Source organism: Aquimarina sp. AU58, from assembly GCF_900312745.1.
Classification (GTDB): Bacteria; Bacteroidota; Bacteroidia; order Flavobacteriales; family Flavobacteriaceae; genus Aquimarina; species Aquimarina spinulae.
The window spans coordinates 71,087-94,871 of sequence record NZ_OMPD01000009.1; the positions used below are offsets into that span (position 1 = coordinate 71,087).

21 protein-coding genes are annotated in these 23,785 nt (G+C 32.7%); 8 read left to right on the top strand and 13 right to left on the bottom strand.

The window, feature by feature from the left end:
• Positions 1-70: 70 nt before the first annotated feature.
• The 7 genes from DK441_RS07020 to DK441_RS07050 form a co-directional block, all read right to left on the bottom strand.
• Positions 71-1,543, bottom strand: a complete 1,473-nt coding sequence (locus DK441_RS07020) for a cellulose synthase family protein (protein ID WP_109098087.1) — start codon at positions 1,541-1,543, stop codon at positions 71-73.
• Positions 1,543-2,235, bottom strand: coding sequence for a glycosyltransferase family 2 protein (locus tag DK441_RS07025; protein WP_109098088.1), 693 nt, complete (start codon positions 2,233-2,235; stop codon positions 1,543-1,545). The genes DK441_RS07020 and DK441_RS07025 overlap by 1 nt, the downstream gene beginning before the upstream one ends.
• The gene (locus DK441_RS07030; RefSeq protein WP_160111975.1) at positions 2,236-2,715 is read right to left on the bottom strand and encodes a toxin-antitoxin system YwqK family antitoxin; all 480 of its coding nucleotides are present in this window, start codon (positions 2,713-2,715) and stop codon (positions 2,236-2,238) included.
• A gap of 302 nt (positions 2,716-3,017) precedes the next feature.
• Positions 3,018-4,475 (bottom strand): S41 family peptidase, encoded by a 1,458-nt coding sequence (locus DK441_RS07035; RefSeq protein WP_109098090.1) that lies wholly within the window; start codon positions 4,473-4,475, stop codon positions 3,018-3,020.
• 162 nt (positions 4,476-4,637) lie between these two features.
• Positions 4,638-6,239: a 4Fe-4S dicluster domain-containing protein gene (locus DK441_RS07040; protein ID WP_109098091.1), complete on the bottom strand. Its 1,602-nt coding sequence runs from the start codon at positions 6,237-6,239 to the stop codon at positions 4,638-4,640.
• 80 nt (positions 6,240-6,319) lie between these two features.
• Positions 6,320-7,621: an NAD(P)/FAD-dependent oxidoreductase gene (locus tag DK441_RS07045; protein WP_109098092.1), complete on the bottom strand. Its 1,302-nt coding sequence runs from the start codon at positions 7,619-7,621 to the stop codon at positions 6,320-6,322.
• A 441-nt stretch (positions 7,622-8,062) separates the two neighbouring features.
• Positions 8,063-9,340, bottom strand: a complete 1,278-nt coding sequence (locus DK441_RS07050) for a T9SS type A sorting domain-containing protein (RefSeq protein WP_160111976.1) — start codon at positions 9,338-9,340, stop codon at positions 8,063-8,065.
• A 251-nt stretch (positions 9,341-9,591) separates the two neighbouring features.
• Between DK441_RS07050 and DK441_RS07055 the strand changes: the two genes are divergently transcribed.
• From DK441_RS07055 to DK441_RS07075, 5 genes are all read left to right on the top strand, one after another.
• The gene (locus DK441_RS07055) at positions 9,592-10,302 is read left to right on the top strand and encodes a DUF547 domain-containing protein (protein WP_109098094.1); all 711 of its coding nucleotides are present in this window, start codon (positions 9,592-9,594) and stop codon (positions 10,300-10,302) included.
• Between the two features lie 107 nt (positions 10,303-10,409).
• Complete coding sequence (locus DK441_RS07060) at positions 10,410-11,324, top strand: hypothetical protein (RefSeq protein ID WP_109098095.1); 915 nt, start codon at positions 10,410-10,412, stop codon at positions 11,322-11,324.
• A gap of 45 nt (positions 11,325-11,369) precedes the next feature.
• Positions 11,370-12,371 (top strand): glycoside hydrolase, encoded by a 1,002-nt coding sequence (locus tag DK441_RS07065; protein ID WP_109098096.1) that lies wholly within the window; start codon positions 11,370-11,372, stop codon positions 12,369-12,371.
• A gap of 23 nt (positions 12,372-12,394) precedes the next feature.
• Positions 12,395-13,627 (top strand): FtsQ-type POTRA domain-containing protein, encoded by a 1,233-nt coding sequence (locus DK441_RS07070; RefSeq protein WP_235015722.1) that lies wholly within the window; start codon positions 12,395-12,397, stop codon positions 13,625-13,627.
• 199 nt (positions 13,628-13,826) lie between these two features.
• A complete protein-coding gene (locus DK441_RS07075) occupies positions 13,827-14,900 on the top strand; it encodes a hypothetical protein (RefSeq protein WP_109098098.1) in 1,074 nt (357 codons plus the stop codon).
• A gap of 272 nt (positions 14,901-15,172) precedes the next feature.
• On the opposite strand, the gene DK441_RS07080 is transcribed toward DK441_RS07075, so the two are convergent.
• Positions 15,173-15,367, bottom strand: a complete 195-nt coding sequence (locus tag DK441_RS07080; protein ID WP_160111977.1) for a hypothetical protein — start codon at positions 15,365-15,367, stop codon at positions 15,173-15,175.
• Between the two features lie 312 nt (positions 15,368-15,679).
• Here DK441_RS07080 and DK441_RS07085 point away from each other — a divergent pair, with 312 nt between their 5' ends.
• The 3 genes from DK441_RS07085 to DK441_RS07095 all read left to right on the top strand — a co-directional run bounded on the left by DK441_RS07085 (position 15,680) and on the right by DK441_RS07095 (position 17,878).
• Complete coding sequence (locus tag DK441_RS07085; protein WP_200822830.1) at positions 15,680-16,093, top strand: nuclear transport factor 2 family protein; 414 nt, start codon at positions 15,680-15,682, stop codon at positions 16,091-16,093.
• Between the two features lie 159 nt (positions 16,094-16,252).
• Positions 16,253-17,230 carry an alpha/beta fold hydrolase gene (locus DK441_RS07090; RefSeq protein WP_200822831.1) on the top strand — a complete coding sequence of 326 codons (978 nt, stop codon included), beginning with the start codon at positions 16,253-16,255 and terminating at the stop codon, positions 17,228-17,230.
• 162 nt (positions 17,231-17,392) lie between these two features.
• Complete coding sequence (locus DK441_RS07095) at positions 17,393-17,878, top strand: hypothetical protein (RefSeq protein WP_160111978.1); 486 nt, start codon at positions 17,393-17,395, stop codon at positions 17,876-17,878.
• On the opposite strand, the gene DK441_RS07100 is transcribed toward DK441_RS07095, so the two are convergent.
• From DK441_RS07100 to DK441_RS07120, 5 genes are all read right to left on the bottom strand, one after another.
• Positions 17,868-18,581: a TIGR04283 family arsenosugar biosynthesis glycosyltransferase gene (locus DK441_RS07100; RefSeq protein WP_370444305.1), complete on the bottom strand. Its 714-nt coding sequence runs from the start codon at positions 18,579-18,581 to the stop codon at positions 17,868-17,870. The genes DK441_RS07095 and DK441_RS07100 overlap by 11 nt on opposite strands.
• A 78-nt stretch (positions 18,582-18,659) precedes the next feature.
• Positions 18,660-19,409, bottom strand: coding sequence for a DUF547 domain-containing protein (locus DK441_RS07105; RefSeq protein ID WP_109098103.1), 750 nt, complete (start codon positions 19,407-19,409; stop codon positions 18,660-18,662).
• A gap of 379 nt (positions 19,410-19,788) precedes the next feature.
• Positions 19,789-20,685 (bottom strand): DUF547 domain-containing protein, encoded by an 897-nt coding sequence (locus DK441_RS07110; protein ID WP_235015723.1) that lies wholly within the window; start codon positions 20,683-20,685, stop codon positions 19,789-19,791.
• Positions 20,686-20,897: 212 nt separating this feature from the next.
• Positions 20,898-22,403 (bottom strand): hypothetical protein, encoded by a 1,506-nt coding sequence (locus tag DK441_RS07115; RefSeq protein ID WP_109098104.1) that lies wholly within the window; start codon positions 22,401-22,403, stop codon positions 20,898-20,900.
• A 179-nt stretch (positions 22,404-22,582) separates the two neighbouring features.
• The gene (locus DK441_RS07120; RefSeq protein ID WP_109098105.1) at positions 22,583-23,701 is read right to left on the bottom strand and encodes a histidinol-phosphate transaminase; all 1,119 of its coding nucleotides are present in this window, start codon (positions 23,699-23,701) and stop codon (positions 22,583-22,585) included.
• Positions 23,702-23,785: the final 84 nt, after the last annotated feature.

A 23,785-nucleotide genomic window follows, 5' to 3' on the forward strand; every position in this document is an offset into this window, starting at 1 on the left:
CTCCAGTAAAAAAGTAAACCAGCTACAATAAGGAGAATGGAAAATCGGTTATATTTCCATTGCCGAAACATTAAAATTTAGACGTTACAGATTTAAAGAATACAAATCCAAATCCAAGAAATAGCATAATGTGAAACAAGAATAACCCAAAATCCTGAAGCTTAAAAGCACTGTATAAAGCAAAACCAAAATATCCCATGAGTAATGCTTCTATAATGGTGTTTCCAGAGATGTTCTTGCTTACATATTTATTTCCTTTCCAGGAATCTTTTAGGGTATTGATATTAAATTTTGGAGTACGTATAAATTCACTCTTTTTCCCAAAATGTCCTTCGAGAACTGCCATAGAATTATGAACAGAGAAGCCCATTGCGATAGAGAAAAAGGTGAAGAACATTTTTATGTATTCCATAAAATTCCAGAATCCTTTACCATGAATCTTTTTAAAAGTAAACCAATAGCAAAAGAAAAATATGACTGTACTTAAGGCAAAAAATGCAATGACATTAAAATACCAGCTAAATAATGGATTACTATTCTTAATATACATTACCGGAACGCTTAATACGGCAACCAATAATACTAATAAGAACATGCTACTGTTTAATAAGTGAAAAAAGCTATGAAATTTAGTTTTAAAAGGAACGGTTTTATCCCTAAGCATTTTCCAGTATAACTTCTGGAAGTTCTCTGCGGCACCTTTATTCCATCTAAATTGTTGTGATCTGGCTGCACTAATAACCACGGGTAATTCTGCAGGAGTCTCTACCTCTTCTAGGTATTTAAACTTCCACTTTTTTAATTGTGCCCTATAACTTAGGTCGAGATCTTCGGTTAACGTATCTCCTTGCCAGTTTCCGGCATCTTCAATACAGGTTTTTCTCCAAACACCAGCTGTACCATTAAAATTAATAAAGTGATCTTTATAATTACGACCTACCTGCTCCATAGTAAAATGAAAATCCAAAGCAAATGCCTGAATTTTGGTAAGCATCGAGTAATCTCTATTAATATGTCCCCATCGGGTTTGTACCACACCTATATTTTGATCTTTAAAATATGGGATAGTTTGCAGTAACCAATTCTTACCAGGTAAAAAATCTGCATCAAAAATAGCTATAAACTCACCTTTGGCAATCTTAAGTCCTTCTTTTAGAGCTCCGGCCTTAAATCCGGTTCGATCTTCACGACAAATGTGTTTTATGTCTAAGCCTATTTGTTGCAGCTTTTCTATATGTTTTGCTGTAGTAATAACAGACTCGTCTGTAGAATCGTCCAGGACTTGAATCTCTAATTTGTCTTTTGGATAATCAAGTTCGGCAATGTTATCCAGTAAACGATCCATTACATATAGTTCATTAAATACCGGTAGCTGAACCGTTACATGTGGAATTTCTTCTTTTTTAGAAAAATCAAAAGTTGGCGAAGTATCAGCTTGTTTTCGAGACTTTAGATAGTTGAAAAGCAGATTGAGCTGTGCCAAACTATACATAAATATGATTAGTAAGGCTAGTGTGTAGGTTATGATGATAGCAATATCCATTACGTAAAGCTATATTTAAAAATCCAACTTAAAATCTTAACGCCTGCAAATATAGCACCTTTTATGGTTCCTGAAACTTTTGAGACGCCAATTCTCTTTTTGTAATGTACTGGGACTTCGGTATAATTATAACGTTTCTTTAACACTTTTAATTGCATTTCTACTGTCCAACCATAGGTTTTATCAACCATCTCAAGGGCTAATAGTTTATCATACTTAATGGCTCTAAAAGGTCCGAGATCTGTAAATTTTGCACCAAAAAAAAGTTTCATTAGTCCTGTAGCCAACCAGTTTCCGAAAATTTGAGGAGATGTCATCGATCCAGATTCACGTAAGTGTTTGACTCTAGATCCTATAACTAAATCCATATTTTGTTCTATAATAGGTGCAACTATATGAGTAAGCTCTGCAGGATAGTCACTATAATCACCATCTAAAAATACAATGATATCTGGTTTTGCATCTTTTGATGCTATATACTCCATTCCTTTCAGGCATGCATAACCATATCCTTTTTGCTTTTCTTGCAGCACTGTTGCTCCTGCTTTTTTTGCAACATTTTCGGTTTGATCTGTAGAGCTATTACTTACCACAATAACTTCAGAAACGATATCTGGTATTTCTTTGATTACATGTGCTATGGAATCTTCTTCGTTAAAAGCAGGTATGATTACGTTTATAATGGGAGGCATTTATAAGGAAGCGTTAGGATTGTCTCTTTTAAAACTAAAAATATCAGTCCATTCACCGGTCTTCTTATCATTGATATAGCGTTCGGCTTTAAAAAGTTTGTTGTTTTTATACAATAGACAGTATCCTTCTTTTTTATTATTTTTATATTGATATTTTCGAGTTATTTCGGCTGCAATATCGTAAATAATCCACCATTTTTCAGCTTTATCGTTTACAAAATGCCCTTCTTTCAATAATTTACTGTTTTCTGAATAAAAATACCAGTATCCGTTTTTTTTATTATTTCTGAAATGTCCTTCTTTTGATACTTTTCCGTTAGGATGATAAAAATGCCAAAAATCTACTTTGTACTCTCCTAATTTCCACCCTTCAGCTTTAAGTATACCATTAGGATAGTATTCATAATGGTATTCTTTTGTAGTAACCTGATTTCCGGTAAGGGAAAACATAAATAAAAGGATACAAAGATTCTGAATCATGGTAACAGTTTTATATGGACTCTTAGACGAAAGTAAATACCCATACTAACATTTTTTTAAAATTATTTGATAAAAAAACTACATCAGAGTTTGGACTCTGAATATAATCATTACTATTTGAAATGCTTTGTTATGGTTTCATAGATTTACAATTATGAAAATCTATACATATTAATTGTTATTTTGATTTTGTATAACGGTGAATCTATATATAAACTGATGATTTTGAGAGGTTTTTTTTGGATCACACCATAGAATCAGACTTTTGTTCTAACTCTATGATGTGATAAATACTACTTGTTTTAATGTAAATACGTATCAAATAAAAATTGTATTTCGGGATCTTTTTCCAAATGAGAGTACTCTAAATATTTTTGTATAGGAATTTTATTGTCTGGTATAATTCCATGTTTTGATGTTGCGTTCTTGTCAAAAAATAACTCTGTTATTGGAATTCTTACCTGTAATTTTGTTTTTGGGAGTTTATAAGTTAAAAAATACCCTGCAAAGGTTGAATTTTCATTACCTCCGGTTTCTTCTCCAATAATTTTTCCTCTATTGTGATCTTTAAATAGTTTAGCAAAATAAACAGCAGCAGAAAAAGTTTGCCCACCTACAATTAGATATACATTACCTTTAAAATTGTCTTTATCTGCAGGGAAATTTTCTAACACTCCTTCCTTTAGTCGATCATTACCAATATAGAGGCTGTCTTTTGTTTCGTTAAACCTTTGATATAAGAAGTTTTCAAAACCTCGTATTTCATCTTCTCCGACTGGATTACCATAATCGTTAAGCAAGTTTTCTTTTTCAATTTTAATACTAGAAGCTCTATAATTAAATACATTTTTAAAACTAGAATCCGTAATAAATGAAAATAACAAAGCAGCTATATTTGGGTTACCTCCTCCGTTATTTCTTAGATCAATAGCAATGTTACTGTATTTTTCTTTATTAATACGCTTAAAAAACTTGCTAAACTCATCATACGCATAAGTTTCTGTAAGATCGAAAGTATTTACGGTGAGCACACCAAATTTTTTCTCTTTATAATAATGAGGGTGTATGGTACTCTCCTTTTCTAATTTATTAATAGGTAAAATAGATAGCTTCTCTATTCTATATAGTTCGTAATAATCGATAGAGGGTAAGGTTATCGTTTTTACATCTTTGGTCTTTATATCTAAATATTCGATTTTAAATGTTTTTGGGTTTCTCTCAATAAGATTAGAGAAGTACAAAGGGAACGAAGAAGTAAGTTCTGATGCCGTTTTGGTCACATTATAATTATCTCCATGAATATGTTTATTCATTCTGTCTACTAATTCTTGTGTAGCAATATTTTGAATCCTGGTTATTTCTGTACCATAAGGAAGTATTTTGCTCTTTATATTGGTAAATATTCTATTGTCTTTAACAAATACAGGGAAAGGAAAAAAAGATGAATTTTCGATCATGTCGTAAGTAAACTCATCAGGGGGACCGTATGCCAAATGCCCATCACCAATTCTATTGATACATTTTAGGAAATTAGGATATGAAGGCGTTTTTTTTAATAGAGCTATAGCCTGTTTTTTTTCCTTTAACTGCTCTTTTTCAGAGATTATTTTATAAGGGTTTGGATGTTGTTTTTTTATAAGTTGATTTAATAAAGACAAATCAGAGAGGTAATCATCTGATGTTAATTCGTCTATTTTTAAGGTTTGCGAAACGCAAGGAATAAAACATAAAAAAAGAAGTAAGAACAGAGAATTTTTCATAGGGTATAATACATATTTAAATTAGTGAGAGGAATCCTCAATAATTATACCAATACGCATTATAGAAGTCGATTATTCTAAAATATATAAACGTCGGTATATACCGACGTTTATATATTTTGATACTCTATTATTTACCATACGTAAGTAATGTATGTGATATTATTTTTTATTTACAAAATCCATTAAGTCTACATCATTACCTAATAAAATCTCGTTAGAATTAATACGTCCGTCTAGTGTGTCATTTTCAAGCTTTAGTACTCCGCGTGGGCAAACTGCAGAACAAACTCCACAGCCTACACAACTGGATCGTACTATGTTTTCACCTTTTTGAGCATAGGAACGTACATCGATTCCCATTTCGCAATAAGTAGAACAATTACCACAAGATATACATTGCCCGCCATTGGTGGTAATTCTAAATCTAGAAAATAAACGCTGTTGAAATCCAAGGATTGCCGCCATAGGACAACCAAATCTACACCAGGCACGGTTACCCAAAATGGGATAGAAACCAGTACCGATTACACCAGAAAATATAGAACCAATGTATAAGCCATAGGCGGATCTAAGGCTTCCGGATTTAATAAAAAACACTTCGTTTGTAGTACCGGTATAATGCATTACCAGAAATGAAATTATGATAACAAAGTATCCAATCGCACCGTATCTGGCATCTTTACCCAACTCTTTTCTTTTAAAAATCATCACGACAGAAAAAACAAGAGTCAGGATAGTGGCTGCCCCGGCAAGGAAAGTACCTCGGGTTAACCAATATTTATTAGGATCACTTCCCAGATATGTATATATCATAGCCATAGTCATCACTACAGAAAAGACTAAAACGGTATGGATTAACCAACGTTCTATTTTCCAGGCACTCAGTTTTTTACTTGATAATTGTCTAAAAGAGTCTCCTGCAGTTTCTGCTAATCCACCACAACCGCAAACCCATGAGCAATACCATCTTTTTCCGAATTTGTAAGTTAAAATAGGAGTTATTACAAAGATAGATACCACTCCAAAAATTAGCATTCCCAGTCCAAGGTTTTGTGATGATAAAAGACCATCAATAGACCATCCATCAAATAAATAATAATTAAGGGGCCATACACTTTTTAGATCATAATAAGGAAGGTTATAATCTGGACTTGTATTTAATCGTGCCATAAATTCTGGAATCAGGAATGCAAATCCAAGTTGAAAAAACATCACCGAAACAGTTCGTATCTGCTGATAACGATTGTGTCTGTATTTTAGAATGAATTTATATCCAAAAGCAATGATGGCAATAGTATACAACGTTCCGTATACGAACCATTGGCTGGCAGGATTGCCACTTAAAATTCTACTTAGAGGATCGAATAAAGCTACTAATCCTGTATTGGCTTCACCATTAGTGCCTAACCCGAGTAGTTCTGCATAAAAATATAATACAATGTAAAAAGCGGTTAGTCCTACACCTGTGAGCCATCCCAAAATACCTCGAGATGAGATAGATTTAAACCAGACTCCATCATTTTTGATTCCTTCTAACTTTTTTAAATATATATCGTTTGCAAATAATATAGTACCCGCAGTAATTAATACCAGAGAAAGGGTTAAAAACACTCCTTGATTCGGGAAATTAGTATTAAAAATGGCAAGGACCAGAATAAAGAGTCCAACCAGGCCTACGGCTAAAGCTATTTTTTGCTGTACTGAAACCCCTTTGGTATTAGGGTTTGCAAGAGACATGCTATGATCTAATTTGTTACTCATTGTATGTTTTTTAGTTGGACTTCGCAAGAAATATTGAAACAGGTTAGTTCAGTAAGTCTATGAAATCTATAATTTATTTTTTAAGCAGTTTGAAGCTGTGATTTTTTATAAGCTGAAAGAATATCAGACTCATAGACCGAATAGAATTCTGGATCAAAATTGGCTTCTGCAAGATGTTGCATCACATAATTCACATCTCTTTTTTCTGTAAGCCAACGATCAAAAACTTCGTGTCGCATTCTGATTCCGAATGTATTGATACCCAAAAACTCTGCGGTTTCCTTATGATAGGATACTGTAATACATTTGGTATCATCCTCGTGTATCCAATGAAACTGCTGTTCATATTCTTTAGGTCTACCAAATACCCAACCATAAGTTTGATATTCGATATCAAGAAATTTTGCGCTATTAAACCAATGTCCGGGTTTGTATTCAGTTCTATTTCCGCAGATAGTCTGTGCTAGTGTTTCTCCCATCATACGACCGGTATACCAAACAGCTTCAATAGGGCGGCGATTTCCTATCGCTTCATGTTGTTCTGCACAATCACCAATAGCATAAATGTTGGGGATATTGGTTTCGAGAAATCTATTCACTTTTACACCTCGACCTAATTCGATACCAGAATCTTTTAGGAAATCTACATTGGGAGACACACCTGGTGTTAATCCAACAACATTACAATCAATAACTTCTCCTGTTTCTTGTACGACTACAGCTTTAACTTTGCCGTCATCATCAGCAACTATTTCTTTTAAGTTTACACCTAATCTAAGGTCTATATGATGATTTTGGATATGCCTATTAATCATTCCGCTTTCACCAGCAGGTAAGACAGCATCCCAAAAACTATTTTCGCGTACCAAAAATGTAACCGGAATATTACGAGAATGAAGCATTTCTGCCAATTCTATACCGATTAATCCTCCTCCAACAATTACAGCACGGTTACATACTTTATTATTGGGGGCGTGTTTTTCTAGATTTTCAAGGTCTTGTTTATGATACATACCCATGACTCCATCAAGATCCTGACCCGGCCAACCAAATTTATTGGGTTTAGAACCTACTGCAATAATAAGTTTATCATATGCCATGACCTCTCCGCTCGCAAATACAAGTTCATTAGCCTGATGATTAACTTCGGAAACAAAACCATTTTTGAGCTCAATCCTGTTTTTTTTCCAAAACCAGTTTTCATAAGGTTGAGTATGTTCGAATTTCATATGTCCCATATAAATATACATAAGAGCAGTACGTGAAAAGAAATATTCGGTCTCGGCAGATATGATAGTGATTCTTTTGTCAGACATTTTACGTATATGCCTGGCAGCAGTAACTCCCGAAATTCCATTTCCAATAATTGCAATGTGTTCCATAAAAGATAATTGTTGGTTGTCAATAGTTATTGAAGTGATTTAAACTTTTTTCAATTCGCTATAAAAATGCTCTTTTTCACTCAATTTTCGTCTTTTTATTACTTCGTAGCGCTGCTATGAAGTGCAAAAACACTTCAATTGATCAAAAAACAGCTATTTTTCGTCAGAATCAAAAAAGTTTAAATCACTTCATTAAGAAGTGAACACTTCGGTCAGTAAGTCGTATATAAATATAAGAACTTAAATAGCTGGATTAATTTAGAATGAATCTAAAAAATAGTGACTTTGTAAGGGTCGCTGCTTTATATCGAACGGGAGGGATATGTTTTTGGTGAAATAAAAAACTGCCTGAGAAAAAGCTTCTCAGGCAGTTTTACTTTTTTTGTTTACCCTGGATTTTATATCAAATTGAATTTGGTATTAGTACTTCTGGGTATTCTTTTATTGCTTTACTATTTTACGAGTGATCACTCGATCTTTGGTTATTATTTTTATAGTATACAATCCTGTTTTGTAGGCACTCATATCAATAGAAACTACACCTTTGTTATCTGGGATATGTTTTTGGGTACTACTTCTCGCATTGTTTAATGCTGTTAAAGCGATAGTAACAGGAGATTTTTCTACCTGACCAGTTTGTATATACAGTATATTTTGAACCGGGTTAGGATAGGTTGTGATCTCTTTTTGGTGAAGATTTTCTTTTTTTGCTGTTCTGGAAATAGCTCTGGATCTTTCTGGGCAAAATTCTGTTTCAGGATCTTTTAACCAATTAGCCCCATTTGCTGGATGTCCTACTATACAATCAATAGAATTGTATCGAGCATTCATATAATCTAATTTACTGTTATTGGATGCTATCAAGCTAGTTAGATTATTACTGCCACATGTTAAAATCTCCAAAGTAGTGTTTTTACTTACATCTAAACTCTTTAGCTTATTACTATGACAACGTAATTGTTTCAATTTAGTATTCTTACTTACATTTAGACTTGTTAGATTATTAAAGGCAGGTGTTAAGTAAATTAATTTAGTGCTTTTACTTGTGTTTAAGCTTTTTAATTTATTATAAGAACAATTTAAATGCTCTAATTTAGTACTGTTACTTATATCTAATTGTGTTAGTTTATTATGTTCACAATACAATGTTTTTAATTCTTTTTGTCTGCCTAGTTTTAGTTCGGTTATCTTATTATTACGACAATTCAATTCTTGTACTTTCCTGCTATTTGGCAAAAACAGTTTGCTTAACTTATTGTTACTACAATTTAATTCGATCAAATTACGGCTGAGTATTGTTAGCGATTCTAGGTTGTTTCGGTTACACCTTATACTTTCTAATTTAGTATTCTTGCTAAGATCTAAACGGGTTACTTTATAGTTTTTATAGAAAAATAATGCTAATAATTTTGTGTTTTTGCTAAGATCGATTTCTCTAATACGAGTTTTCCAAATTGATAAACTATTAATGTTTTTAAAAGCTTCAATACCAATAAGGTTAGATACTTGACTGCCGGAAACAAAAATATGCTGTGTATATGCCTGGGCTTCGCTAACTTCTATTTTGCCATTGTTATTGGTGTCAATATTATGATCTTCGAGTAATGCTCTTTTAAATCTGGCATCAGGAATAATAACTTCCTGCGCTTGTAGTGAGAGGGTAAGCGTTATTAATGCAATACAACTGCATACCCATTTTTTTTGTGTTAATACGATCATGATTTTGGTTTTTTTGTTGAACGGCGAATTTAAATAGGGGAGTGATGATGTATGTCCTGATTTCTTGATTATAAAAGAATCAGGACACATTGTGATCTATGATCTGGGAGCTGTGTAGAAAAATAAAATCTAAAATTGTTTGTAAGTTGATGATTTTCCATTCGACTGAATGCCCATTACCAAGGTAAATTTTAACAATATAAAATACGATGAATTCAGTTTTTTGATGGAACTGATAAAAAAGGTAAAGGATGAAAAAAATAACAATGCTATTAGTTCTTCTCTCAATTCAATTTGGGTTTTCACAAAGTAGTACAGCGTTTTTTACTAAAGCAGATAGCTTTTTTAAAACCTATGTATCTAATGGGAGAGTTAACTATAAAAGTATTAAAAAGAATCCGTCTTCATTAAACGAATTATTAGAGATGGCTGCAACCATAAAAGTTACTACAGGCAAACCAAAAACCTACCAGGCTTTTTATATCAACGCTTATAACTTGGCAGTTATAAAAGGTATAGTAGATAAATACCCAACAAAATCACCATTAGATATTAAAGGTTTTTTTGATAAAACGACCTATATATTAGGAGGTAAAAAAACAACACTTAATGATCTGGAAAATAAGATCCTTCGCAAAAATTTCCCTAAAGAAGCTCGATTTCACTTTGTGTTAGTTTGTGCAGGTCTGGGTTGCCCTCCGATTATACCTTCGGCTTATAAACCGTCAACATTAGAAGATCAATTACAACGCCAAACGGTAAAAGCTTTAAATAACCCCAATTTTATTAAAGTGAAGGGTAATAAAGTACGGTTGTCACAAATTTTTGAATGGTATAAGGTAGATTTTACTCAGAATGGATCAGAGGTAGATTTTGTAAATAAATTCCGAAAAGAGAAAATTCCGGCAAAAGCCAAAGTATCGTATTACTCCTATGATTGGAGTTTAAATCAAGTTAAATAATTACAATTATTTCAACATAATCTTTAACAATAAATAAGAATTTTTATCAAAGTTTTTTATGTCAAAGCTACTTTGAAAGAGGATACTTATGTAAAAAAAAAGCAATAATGAAAACCAAAAGAATACTAATAACAACAATAAGTCTTTTTATTCTGACTATAGGATTTGCACAGGACGAGGATTCAGGAAAGTCAAATATCCAGGAGTTTACACCTTCAAAACTTTTAAAGAAAGGACAATGGGATATTAAGTTCTTTAATAGCATATATACACAAACAGAACAAACCGACTCGGGATCTAAATCGATAACTATAGATAGACAAACTTTTTTTACCAATACTACTGAAATATTTACGGGGATTAGTAAAAATTCGAGAGTTAATATTGGGCTTATCTTTCAGGTTAGAGCAAATACTTATGGAGGAGCGGGAGCATTGGAAGTACTGAGTTTTAAAGATAATACTACTGATGCAAGAAGTGGACTTACTACAATTGCACCCTCAATAAGAATTCAACCTTTTAAAAATGTTGCAAATTTTTCTTTTACCAGTTCGTTTTTTATCCCTGTGTTTGAAGATGTTCCAAACGCACCTTATTTAGATAAAAGAAGTTTTTTCTGGGAAACTAAGTTTTTCTATGATAAAACTTTTGGAGGGAACAAATGGCAGATTTTTACAGAAGCAGATTTCGGATATAATTTTGGAGAAAAGTCGGTAGATGCTGATCCAGCTAGCGAAAATGTATCAGAGCGATTCGCAAATAATAGTTTGTTTGTACCATTAAGTGCTTTTTTGAGTTATTTCCCAAGTTCAAAATCTACAATTTTTGTAAATGCTCAACAAGCTTTTTTGTTTGATTTAGGAAATGATTTTGATCAGGATTATACGCAGTTAGGATTTGGTGGTAAATATCAGCTTACTAAAGTTCTTAACTTAGAAGCATCCTTCGGTAAGATTGTTAGAGGAAATAATTTTCAAGGATTAGGGCAAACATTTAGTTTAGGTTTAAGAGCATTATTCTAGAATACTAGTATAAAAATTGTATTTTCAACAGTAAAAAAAGAGAGCATGAAAAATATTTTTCTACTGTTGTTAGCCTTTATTTTTTGTACGTGTTCTGGGCAAGGACCTAAGATTAATGGAGTTAGTTTTGTAGGTTCTCCAGAGGAGATTACTGCTGCAGAGATTGATCCTGTTGTAGAAGTCAATGCCAATTGGGCTGCAGTGATGCCTTTTGGATTTATAAAAAACTTAGAGTCTCCCACTGTGGTTTTTAATATCGAAAGGCAATGGTGGGGAGAGCGAAGAGATGGAGCCAAACAAACGATTGAGTTATTGCAGGATAGAAAAATTAAGGTGATGCTAAAACCTCAAATTTGGGTGTGGAGAGGAGAGTTTACAGGTAACATTAGTATGAAATCTGAAAAAGACTGGAAAACACTCGAAAAATCATACGAAGATTTTATACTACTCTATGCAGTATTGGCAGAAGAAATGAAGGTTCGTATACTTTGTATTGGTACAGAATTGCATACGTTTGTTCAGACAAGACCCGAGTTTTGGAATCAATTGATTACTAAAATACGATCGGTTTATAAAGGGGAATTAACCTATGCAGAAAACTGGGATCAGTTTGATAAAGCACCCTTTTGGGATCAATTGGATTATATAGGTATAGATGCCTATTTCCCAATTTCTCAAAGTAAAACACCAACGGTAGAAGAGCTTAAGGAAGGATGGCAAAAACATAAAAATGATATTATCACAGTACAGACCAAAATGAAGAAACCTGTTTTATTTACAGAATATGGCTATCGAAGTGTTCATTTTACAGGGAAAGAACCCTGGGATTCTAGTCGGTTCGATGGTAAAGTTGATCTGGATGGGCAAAATAATGCATTGACCGCTTTGTATCAGGAATTCTGGAACGAACCTTGGTTCGCAGGAGGATTTCTTTGGAAATGGTACCATAATCACAATAAAGTTGGAGGAGAACGTAATAATCGATTTACGATACAAAATAAACCTTCAGAAGAACTAATAAAAGAGTTTTACTCAACAAAAAAATGAATCTTTCTCGAATAGTTTTTTTTATGTTTTTTACCACTTGTGTTGCTTTTGCGCAAAATAAAGTGATTTCCGAAATTCGTATACAAGGAAATAATAAGACCAAAACCTCGGCTATAACAAAACTCACCAATATTGAGCAAGGAAAAGCCCTTGATTCTTTACAGATAGAGGCAGATATTAAAAGATTAAAAAGATTACCTTCTATTGCACATGCGTATTACCAGGTGTATGAAAAAGAAGAAGGCTATGAAGTAGTTTATGGAATAGAAGAGAATTTTACGATCATTCCTTCTGCCAATCTCTATACGACCAATAATGATGAGTTTGCTTTTAGAGTAGGATTATATGAGTTTAATTTATTTGGTCAAAATATAGTTCTGGGAGGATTGTATCAAAATGATATTTATAGCTCCTATGGAGCAAATCTAAGAGCCCCATTTTTATTTAGTAAGAAATTGGGAATAGCCTTTAATTATAGTAATCTTACTACCGAAGAACCTGTGTTTCTAGAAAATGGTACTGCAGATTATAAGTATAACAATACCTCGTATGAAGTATTAGGGTTATATCAATTTAATCTTCAGAATCGTATTGAGTTGGGTGTGAATTACTTTAATGAAGATTATACGTACAAACGCGGTGCTACTGAAGCAGGAATACCACAAGATTTTGATGTTAATAAGCTATTATATAAACTAATATACGAATACGATAACCTGGATTATGATTACCAATATGTATCGGGATTTAAAAGCACATTAAATGCACAATATGTGGTGAGTACCGAAAACGTCTTACCCGATTTTCTTATTGGGTGGAATGATTTTTTATACCATAAAAGAATAGGTAAAAAAGGAAATTGGTCTTCCAGGTTACGATTAGGACTAGCAAGCAATGATGATTCTCCATTTGCGCCGTTTGCGGTAGATAATAATCTTAATATTAGAGGAGTTGGTAACACTATTGATCGAGGAACGGGAGTGATTGTCCTTAATACCGAGTATAGACACACATTATATGAGAAAGATTGGTTTGTATTGCAAAGTAATGTTTTTGTAGATGGAGGAAGTTGGCGTAATCCTGGAGGAGATTTTGGAGATTTTGGAGATTCTCAAAATTTTAGAATATATCCAGGTGTAGGTTTACGTCTTATGCATAAACGAATTTTTAATGCCATTTTTAGAATTGATTATGGGCATGGAGTTACAGACGATGCTACCAAAGGATTTGTATTTGGTATCGGGCAATATTTTTGATTGAAGTGAAAAAAAACATTTATACCTAAAATATCAAGCACAAAAAAATAATGAGTAGGTACTACACCTTCTTTATTTAAGACATATTACGGACATGTCCCTTTTTTGTCCCCCCACTTTTTTTTGTTATTCATTAGTTAATAGATAGAATTGTGTGATAAAATGTAAAAAACCAATTTTAACAAAAACACAATTAATTATGACAAAATTTAAAATTAGTGTATTAAAATCTATAACTATCGCTTTTATAGGGCTTTCGATAGTCGTACTAACCTCCTGCCAAAATGATGACCTTATAAAGAATACAGAAGCCTTAAGTCTAGAACAAGAGGAGCAATATCTAAGTGAAGACAGTGATGGAAATTCTAGTGAGATAAAGTATACCTATGGACCAGTAGTCAGAATAAAGGATAATTTCTCTAAAGATAGTAACTTTTCCATAGGTAAAGGTCTATTTTCTAGGAATAGCGTTACAACTGATTGGCAAAAAATAAATATGGATCACCTCAAAAAACTAAGTAAAAATGCACATATTAGTTTTACAAATGGAAATGATCTTTTACACAGGTTCACACGGGTTCTAGATAAAGGAACAACGACGCCCAAAAATGTTTGTATTAATGATTATAAATTCGGAAACGGAGGTCAAAATCCTAATAAAAAATATGATTGGCACGCTGAATTTAGAACTAAAGCTTATATCTATAAAGGAGATCCTGGAGCAAGTTATACACCTTACAAAAGAGTTCAAGGAACTGCATCTAGGTCTGAAAGAAATAGATCGGGAAAGAGAAAATGGATGAGTTTACCAGGGCAATGGAGAATAGAAACTACAAATCAAAAAAATTGGAATGTAACAGGTTCTATAAGTACAGAAGTTGGTGGTAAGATTGGAGTACCTCTAGTAACAGAAGGATCAATAAAAGTTACCGTTGGTTTACAAGCTGGAGGAGGAGGAAGTTATTCTAAGAAAATAACCGAGGTTGTAGAAGGTGGTGGAATTTGGGTTCCAGACGGAAAAGTTGCGAATTGGGAGTTGGTTGAACGGCACAAAAATTATAAAACAAAATGGAAGACTCCACTTGAGTTCAAAGGATATGTTGGTTCGGATTATGGAAAAAAACATCATGGGCATTATTTTTGGGCTGTTTCTGCCTCAGGAATTTTCCATGAATATACTGGTTACTATGGTATACAAAAAGAGTATATAATCGATGTTAATGAGGAATATGAGAAAAATCTTAGAATTAGAGCATGGATAACAGACAACTAATTTCTTTGAAATATTGTGGCTTAATATTTTAAATCTGAACAACTTTTATTAAATAGTTTATCGTATAAAGTTTTTGATTTTTATTAATACGATAAGGATGTATTAAATTTGAGCAGTATATCAGTTAAAAACACAGAGAGTAAGACTATTTAATAGTCTTACTCTTTTTTCATATATGGTTAAGAATTGATTGGGGAATGGTAGCTTGTTTTTTTGTTCTCCAATTAGACTGCTCATTTTAGCAAAGGGCTTGGTTTTACATAAATCAAATGTCAAAAATCTATCAAGCATTGATGCACTATTGGAGATCCCATACAACAACCATTGAATAATGAACCACCACCACAAAAGGTACATATTTCAGGAGGATATGTTTGGCAATTTCCTGCTCGACCTCCATTAACAGATTGTTGCTCATCTTTGCTTAATCTTTGAGCACTACTTAAATTCAAAATGTTTTTTAACATAATTAAGGTTTTAAAAATATGATTTTCCTGAACAATTAAAGACATCCAGGTCTATGTCTATTTTTGCAAGAATTTTTTTGATATTATTATAGGCTGAAGTTTTATTTTGTTGGTTTTTAAAAGAAGTATTTTTTTTCTTTAAAATCGCCTTTTTGTACCCATACACACCTATTCGTTAAAAAGAAGTTAATTAATTACCGAACGTTTGGTAAAAAACTATATGTTTATATATTTGTACTCATATTAGAAGTGAAATACCAAGCTTAGACAAGATCAATTACTGGAAAGAATAAACACCAAAACAGAATTATTATGGAACAGAAATTCCCGCTACCCCCGTTTTCAGAAGAAACAGCAAAACAAAAAGTACAAATGGCAGAAGATGCCTGGAATACAAAAAATCCAGAAAAAGTTAGCCTGGCCTATACTATAGATAGCGAGTGGAGAAACAGAGATCAGTTTCTGAAAGGAAGAGATAAAATCGTTAGGTTTCTTACCCAAAAATGGGAAAAAGAACTCACCTATACATTAAAGAAAGAGTATTGGGCACATACAGATAATCGCATAGCGGTAAGATTCGAATATGAGTATGAGAATAAAACAGGAGATTGGTATAGAGCATATGGAAATGAAATGTGGAAGTTTGATGCAAATGGTTTAATGAAAAAGAGATATGCAAGTATTAATGATATGGCTATAACCAAAGAGGAGAGGAAGTATATTTAGAAATTATAAAATTCATCTTCGTACGGTATTAAGACTAATATAGTTCGTACTAAAGTAAAACAGAAAAGAAAATTATAGTAGGTTACTATTTTTTTATATAAAAAAATTACCGAACGTTCGGTAATTAAAATAAATTACTAACATTACATTTTTGAAATCATGAGAATAATAAAGATCACATTAGGAATTACAGTACTTGCGATGATTACGTTAACAATGTATTCGTTTACCAGGAACTTAGAAACAGGAAATACGAATACAAAATCAATACGTACATCAACACTATATAAAACTATTGAAGTAGATGGAGTAGATATATTTTATAGAGAAGCAGGATCAAAAAATAAACCTACCATTGTATTGTTGCATGGATATCCCACATCATCCCATATGTTTAGAAATCTAATTGTAGATCTGGCAGATGATTATCATATTTTGGCACCAGATTACCCAGGATACGGAAGGTCGGAACAACCATTACTATCAGAATTTGATTATACTTTTGATAATATGGCTACTATTATTGAAGGTTTTTTGACTACACTGGAAGTAAAGAAGTTTAGTATCTATCTTATGGACTATGGCGCTCCTGTAGGATTTAGAATCGCTTCTAAATACCCTAACCGTATAGAGTCACTAATCATCCAGAACGGTAATGCATACAATGAAGGTATTAGAGAGTTTTGGGATCCTCTTAAAACATACTGGAATGACCCATCGATTAAAAACGGTAAAGCTTTAGAGGGTTTTCATAAGATAGAAGGGCTAAAATGGCAATATACTCATGGTGTTAAAGAGGTTAATAAGATTAGTCCTGATAACTGGGAAATTGATTTGCAGCATTTAACACGAAAAGAGAATAATGAGATTCAACTAGCGATGTTTTATGATTACAGAACCAATATTTCGTTATACCCTAAGTGGCAAAAATACTTACGGGATTACCAACCACCCACATTAATTGTTTGGGGTAAAAATGATCATATTTTTCCGGCAGAAGGTGCATATCCCTATAAAAGAGATTTAAAAAATATAGAATTTCATTTATTAGATACAGGGCATTTTGCACTAGAAGAAAAAGGAGATGAAATAGCAAGTTATATTCTTAATTTTTTAAAGAAAAATAACATTAAATAGAGTGTCTAACTCAATAAACGATGCAAAACGACTTTTATATTAATCTATATAAAAGTCGTTTCTTTTTGTTATATGTAGTGTTATTTAATTCTGATTCTGGCATTTGGGTATACGCAACCATTTTTTATATCTGTTATCTACTAAGTATAAAAATATATACAGATGAAATCGTTTTACCTTATTTTAATTTCCCTTACTTTTTTGTTTTTGTCCTGCAATAACGATGATGATACTATAGAAAATACTATTGAATCTTTAGTTTTTGGCAAATATGCTGGAGAATGTCTTGAAAATTGTTTCACTGTATTTAAAATAGATACAGAAAAAATAACAAAAGATACTACTGTAAAGTATTATAGTGATGATTTTACATTTAAAAACTCTTTTGTGTATTCTAAAGAAGTATTTGAAAAATACAATTCATTATTATCGAGTATTCCTAATGAGTTAAAAAATGGTACTGGCAAAACGTATGGGTGTCCGGATTGTGCAGATCAGGGAGGATTTTGTTTTATATTACAAATGTCTGATGGAAAAATAAAGAAATATAACGTCGATGTAGATAATACAGAAGATCAAAGTACAGAAATAGTAGTGTTTAAAAATAAGATTACCAATATTATTGAAGAACTAAGAGTTATAGATTAACAACTTTTTCTTTATAGTAACGATATAAATCTTCTGATGAGGCTCCCATCCATCTTCGCATATGAATATTTAAAAAGTGATATTGCAAACGCCAGACACCAATCTCTTCATAACGTCTGGCAGAAGTAATCACGTATTTAGGGATAATTACAAACTGTTTGATGGCAAATAATCGGTCGACAAGGTCATTATCTTCATAAACGATAAAAGATTCATCATAACCGCCGATTTGCCGAAATAGCGTTGAGGTTATAAATTGACTCTGATCACCACCTCGACATCGCTTACTTTTAAATTGTGTTAACCACCCAAGAAAACGTAACCACCAATGATTAGAGTCAAATTTCATCCTAAAACAACCCGCATTATTTCCTTTTCTTACTTCTGTTATGATATCATTATCAAAACCTTGCGGAGGAAAAGAATCTGCATGAAGAAAATACAGAACATCACCTTTTGCAGCATTACCACCCGTATTTAATTGTTTGGCACGACCTTTTTTTGAGGTAAGAAGTTTAATCAAAATTGATTCATTTTTTAGTGCCGTATTTACAATATCTTGAGAACCATCAACACTACCGCCATCTACAATTATAATTTCTTTTATATTTTCTTTAGTATCACAGGATTTAATTAGATGAGAAATCAAATGACTAATTGTTTCTGCTTCATTTAGTATGGGGATAATAATGGATATTTTCAATTTTATTCAGAATTCGATTATACTGTAAATTTACTCATTTATGCTCCCAATCATATTCTTTATTCTCTTTTTTGTTTTCTAATCCAGTACAACTGCCGAAGGATAATCTTTTGACTGTTCATTTAATCCCCAGTTGTATTCTTTATACCCTTTCTTTGGTTGTTTTTCAATTTTTATTGCAGCGTATCTGTTAATAAAATCCTTAACATCGCCACCATTTACTTTAAAATCTCTTTTATACCAGCTAAATATTTTCGAAACTATGACTTTGTCTTTTGTAATTGTGTTTCGGGTAGGGTCATTAATAAACTTTTCAGTTTGGCTATCCAAAGCACTATTAAGGTTGTCTGCAGTATATGCTCTGTTCCATACCACAGGACAAGAAATCGAAGCACAATTAATGGCAAAGTGAATTCTTGGATCCCCAAATTTTCTCAGAATCTTGTGTTCTAATTCACCCAGACTATACCATACTCCATCAATTTTGAAGAATTTTTTACCCCAGGGATCTTCAAGATCTTTGATACTTTTTAATGGGTAACTATCTATAACAAGTTTTATAGTATAAGCATTGTAAGCATTAATCCAATACGCTAATTTCTCTTCTCTTGTCCAATTTTCTTGAGGTGGATTATCAGAAAGTTGTTTAAAATATCGGTATAATTGAGAGCTGTCTCTCATAAATCCATTATAATCCACTTTTCCGTCATCAGATACATTTAGTAGTAATGCTTGATCCCAAAGGATGTGATCAAAACTGTTTTGTGATTGAATCTGATTTAAAGATAATATGGCAAATAACACTAATATAATTTTGGGAGCTTTCATTTTCTTAGGTTTTAGATGGTTATTATTTAATTTTTAGTAACTCTTCTTTTAAAATCTATGGTTTTAGTAGAGAATCAGGAAATGAACTTACAGTTAAAATTTAGTTTCAGCTGATTTTTGGGAGAATGATTAGAAGTATAACGTATAAGGAGAAGAGGTAGTTTGTGATTGAAAAATAGAATTTAAACACTTGATTATCAGTAATTAATGATAGTATTGGTTTTTTAAATAACTAGAGTAACTCTGCCAGTATTAGATTAAGGTTTTTTAGGTAAATTTTAACTTTTTAAAAAGCCAGAATCAACTACTTATTTTCCCTGAAATTTTGGATTGGAATAAAAGTCAGACAAGAAATGAGTAAAATATTGTGGTGTTTTTACTATTCATTTAAGCTCCAATTATATTTTTTGAAGCTCTTTTTTGCATTAGAATTAATAGTAATTCTAGAGTATTTATTTAAAAAATGAATTAAAGAACCTTCGGTTTTAAAATCTTTTGCAAACCAGGTAAATATTTTAGAAAGTTGAACACTATTAGGAGTTATTGTATTTCGTTTAGTATCATTGATAAAGTTAATCGCTAATTTTTCTAGCTCACGATCCACATTTTGAGCAGTGAACGCTTTGTTTAATAATGGAGGGCAAGAAATCGAGGCACAATTGATACCAAAATGAATCCTGGGATCTCCCATTTTTCGTAAAATTCTATGCTCTACGTCATTAAGAGTATACCATTTGTTTCCTAGCTTAAAAAAACGCAAATCCCAGGGTTCTTTAATGTCTTTGATACTTTTTATAGGATAATTGTCGAGGATTAATTTTACAGTAAATGCATTATATACATTTATCCAATATGCTAAGACATCAGATTTACTCCAGTTTTCTGCGGGGATATTTTTACGTAATGCCTCTAGATATGATTTCAATACAAGGTAATCTTGTTTAAAACCGATATAACGTACAGTGCCAGTAGGAGAAACATGCTTCTGTAGTAAGTCATTCCACGATTGATGATTAAATGCTTCAATGATACCAACTTTTGGATCTTCTTTTGGTGTCATTGTTTCTTTTTGTTGCTGTGAAACTTCTTCTTCTGGTTCTACTTTTTCAATCGCTGTATCTGGTGCTTTTTCTTCTACTGGAAGAGTAACTGTAGGATAATTTTCCTTTTCTTCAGTTGTAGGATGCTCATTGGGAGTAGTATTCTGAATGGCTTTTTTACTTCCGCCGCAGGCAACAAATACACAAATTAATACGATAAAAAATAGGTTCTTCATTTGGCAATCACTTTTTAATTTAACTAAGATACATTTCCTGTTGGATAAAACTCTGAGTACGATGAAGATTCTCTGAAAAACTAAACGTGATGTACTTTTTGGTGTTTTTTAATTTTGAAATTTGTCAATTTAAGTGCTTCGATTTTTAGGAGAAGAAGCACTCAAACCGACACTTTTTACCTTAACTCTACGAAATATAGAACTATAGATCATCAATCTGTATGAATCTCTAATGGATCGACTAAGTTATCTGAAGTATCATCATTAGGATTAGTTCTAACATAGAATCCAAAATCGGCCTCTACACCATGTACATTAGGGATCTCCATAATACCTTTCTTTAATAATCTGCCCAATTCTTCGGGATGAAGTCGATATCCACTAGCCAGGTTAATCATTCCTACCGAAGAACCGTGAGCTCCTTCTATTTCGAATACATCGTGTTCTACATTATCTATTTCATCGCGATTAAGCCCTGAAAAAGCAAGAATACTATGTGTGTAATGCCCATTAAGAACCCAGGAATCTTGCCCAAAATCCATAAAAGGAATTTCATCTTCTCCAGAAAGCCCTCCGACATTACCAATCATGTCCCGAAGTGCTTCACCGACCTCTTCTCTAAAAGCTCCTCGTACAAGATCAGGTGCTTCGTCTGCCTCACTAATTTTTGGAGCAATCAAAGTAGCATCAAGTATCCAGCCAATAGGCCCTAAAACAAATAAAAATGCTCTCAACAGTTTGATATACCAAGGGATGTCTACATCAACATCAATTCCACTGGTAAATACATTTACAAATCCATCATGCCAGCGAATAGAGCCTTTTACATTATAAAATTTTCTGAAAAATAAAAGTAAAACCCCATCCCATTCTATGGTTGCCCCCGATTTTTCGGCTTCACCACTTATCTCAATTCCTAAATCATGCATACTCATTTGCATCGCATTTATAGTAGCTCCTTCAATACTTTCTCCTACTTTTTCTTCTGCTTTTTTGGCCAATACAGTATCCATAGCATCTCTGGATATAACAATTTGAATTCCGGTATTTTCTGGAACTATAGAATGATTTTCAGGCATTTGAGCAGATTCCCCGGGTAATGCTAATGTGGCGATTAATGCAGGAGTAGTGTCCAACATCGTACTATCGTTTACTTGTGGATTTTGTGGCTGTCCCGGTGGAAACCCAACCTGTACATGTTCTATTTGTGAGATAGCTCCTAGATAGAAATCAGTATTCCAGGTGGATCGGTTAGGAATTTCATCTTCTTCAAAAACAGACCCTTCTATTCCTCCGATCAGCGAATTATAAATAGGAATATCCATATTTTGTAAGATATCATCGATTAAACCAGTAGCAAATGTACCTACAAGTCCACCGATATCTTCTGGAGTAGCTTCTTCTACTTCATCAACAGATAATGCTGCAACGGGAGATGAACCAGAAACACTTCTTACAAAAGGTCTAAGTTTCATCCAAATATCAAATGGAGAAGCATCAGAATCTCCATTCTTAAACTCACCGGTAATATGTAAACCTAGCCTGGCATTGTTAGTGGCAGGCTCTCTAACCTCTATTGTTGGTTCATTGATTTGAATTTGAATATCTCCAAATTCAAATGATGAAGGAATAACTTCTGTAGCATATAAATGAGTAACAATCCCCTTAATAATATCTACGTTGATACCAACTGCAATTTTTACTTCTCCTAAGTCCATACTCGTTTTTTTTTATTAATATTCGAACTTAAAATAAAGTATTATACAAATAGTGATCAAGGGGTAAAAAACTAATATTTAATGGGTTAATAGACTATTTGTAGTGCGTTATGCGATTTGTTTCTTTAAAAAATGATGGCTTTAAATGTAGCATCTAATCTATAATAATATTATATAAATTACTCATAAAGACTGGCTAACGCCTGGGTAAAAAGTGTAACCTCTTCGATAGTTCCTGTACTTATTCTACACCAATCAAAGAAAGGAGGAAACGGTCTACCAATTAAGACTCCTTTTTCTAACATTTGTTTATGTAATGTGCGTATATCTTTTCCAGATTTAAAGAAGATGAAGTTGGTATGCGATTTTACATAAGGTAGTTTAAAAGTATCCAAAGTTTTATAAATCATTTCTTTCGCTTCCCGGGTCTTTTGTAGGCTAAAAGTATAAAATTCCTTATCATTTAATGCTTCTTTAGCTGCAGCAATAGCGGGAACATTACTATAAGCTACCATATTTCTTCGAAGCTTTTCTGCTAAAGCTGGTTTTGCAATAAGATAACCAATACGAAGCCCTGCCATACCATATACTTTCGAAAATGTTCTGGATACGATGACATCTTTTTCTTGTTTTACGAGTTCGACCATCGAAGGATAATTAGGATCTTCGATATAGTCATAATAAGCTTCATCACTAAATAAAATAGTCTTATTACTAATAGCATCACAAAAATCTATTAACTTTTCTGAAGGAAGAATAGTAGAAGTTGGGTTGTTGGGGTTGCAGAGAAAAACTAGTTTTGTTTTTGAAGAAATTCGTTTTTCGATCTCGGCCATATCGTACCCTTTATCATCACCTACTGGTACCCAGTTTACGGCTGCTCCCCATCGCTTAGCATATGTCATCATAGCCAGAAAAGTGGGCTTCCCGGCAATAATTTCTCCTCCATTTGCAGCAAAAGTAAGCCCTGTGATTTTTAAACCTTCTGTAGAACCACCACAGATGATAATATGATCTTTGGTTACTCCTTCTTTTTGAGCTAAAATTGTAGCTAATTCATCGGCATATGCATATGGATATCTACAGCTATGATCAAAAGCAGCTATAATAGCTTTTCTTACTTTTTCTGAAGGGCCATAAGGGTTCTCATTAGAACTTAATCGTATATGTTTTGATAGTGGTCTGGGATTGAATGTATTGATTTCGTCTAATGTTAATGCATTAGTGATCCCTATACCTCCTAATAATGCGAAACTGCCTCCCAACGAAGTAGATTTTAACCATTGTCTTCTATCCATGATATTTTATCTTTAAAATGATTTGCTTTCTAAAGATAACAATTTATTGATTTTAAAACTCTTATGGATTTAATCAAACTTCAT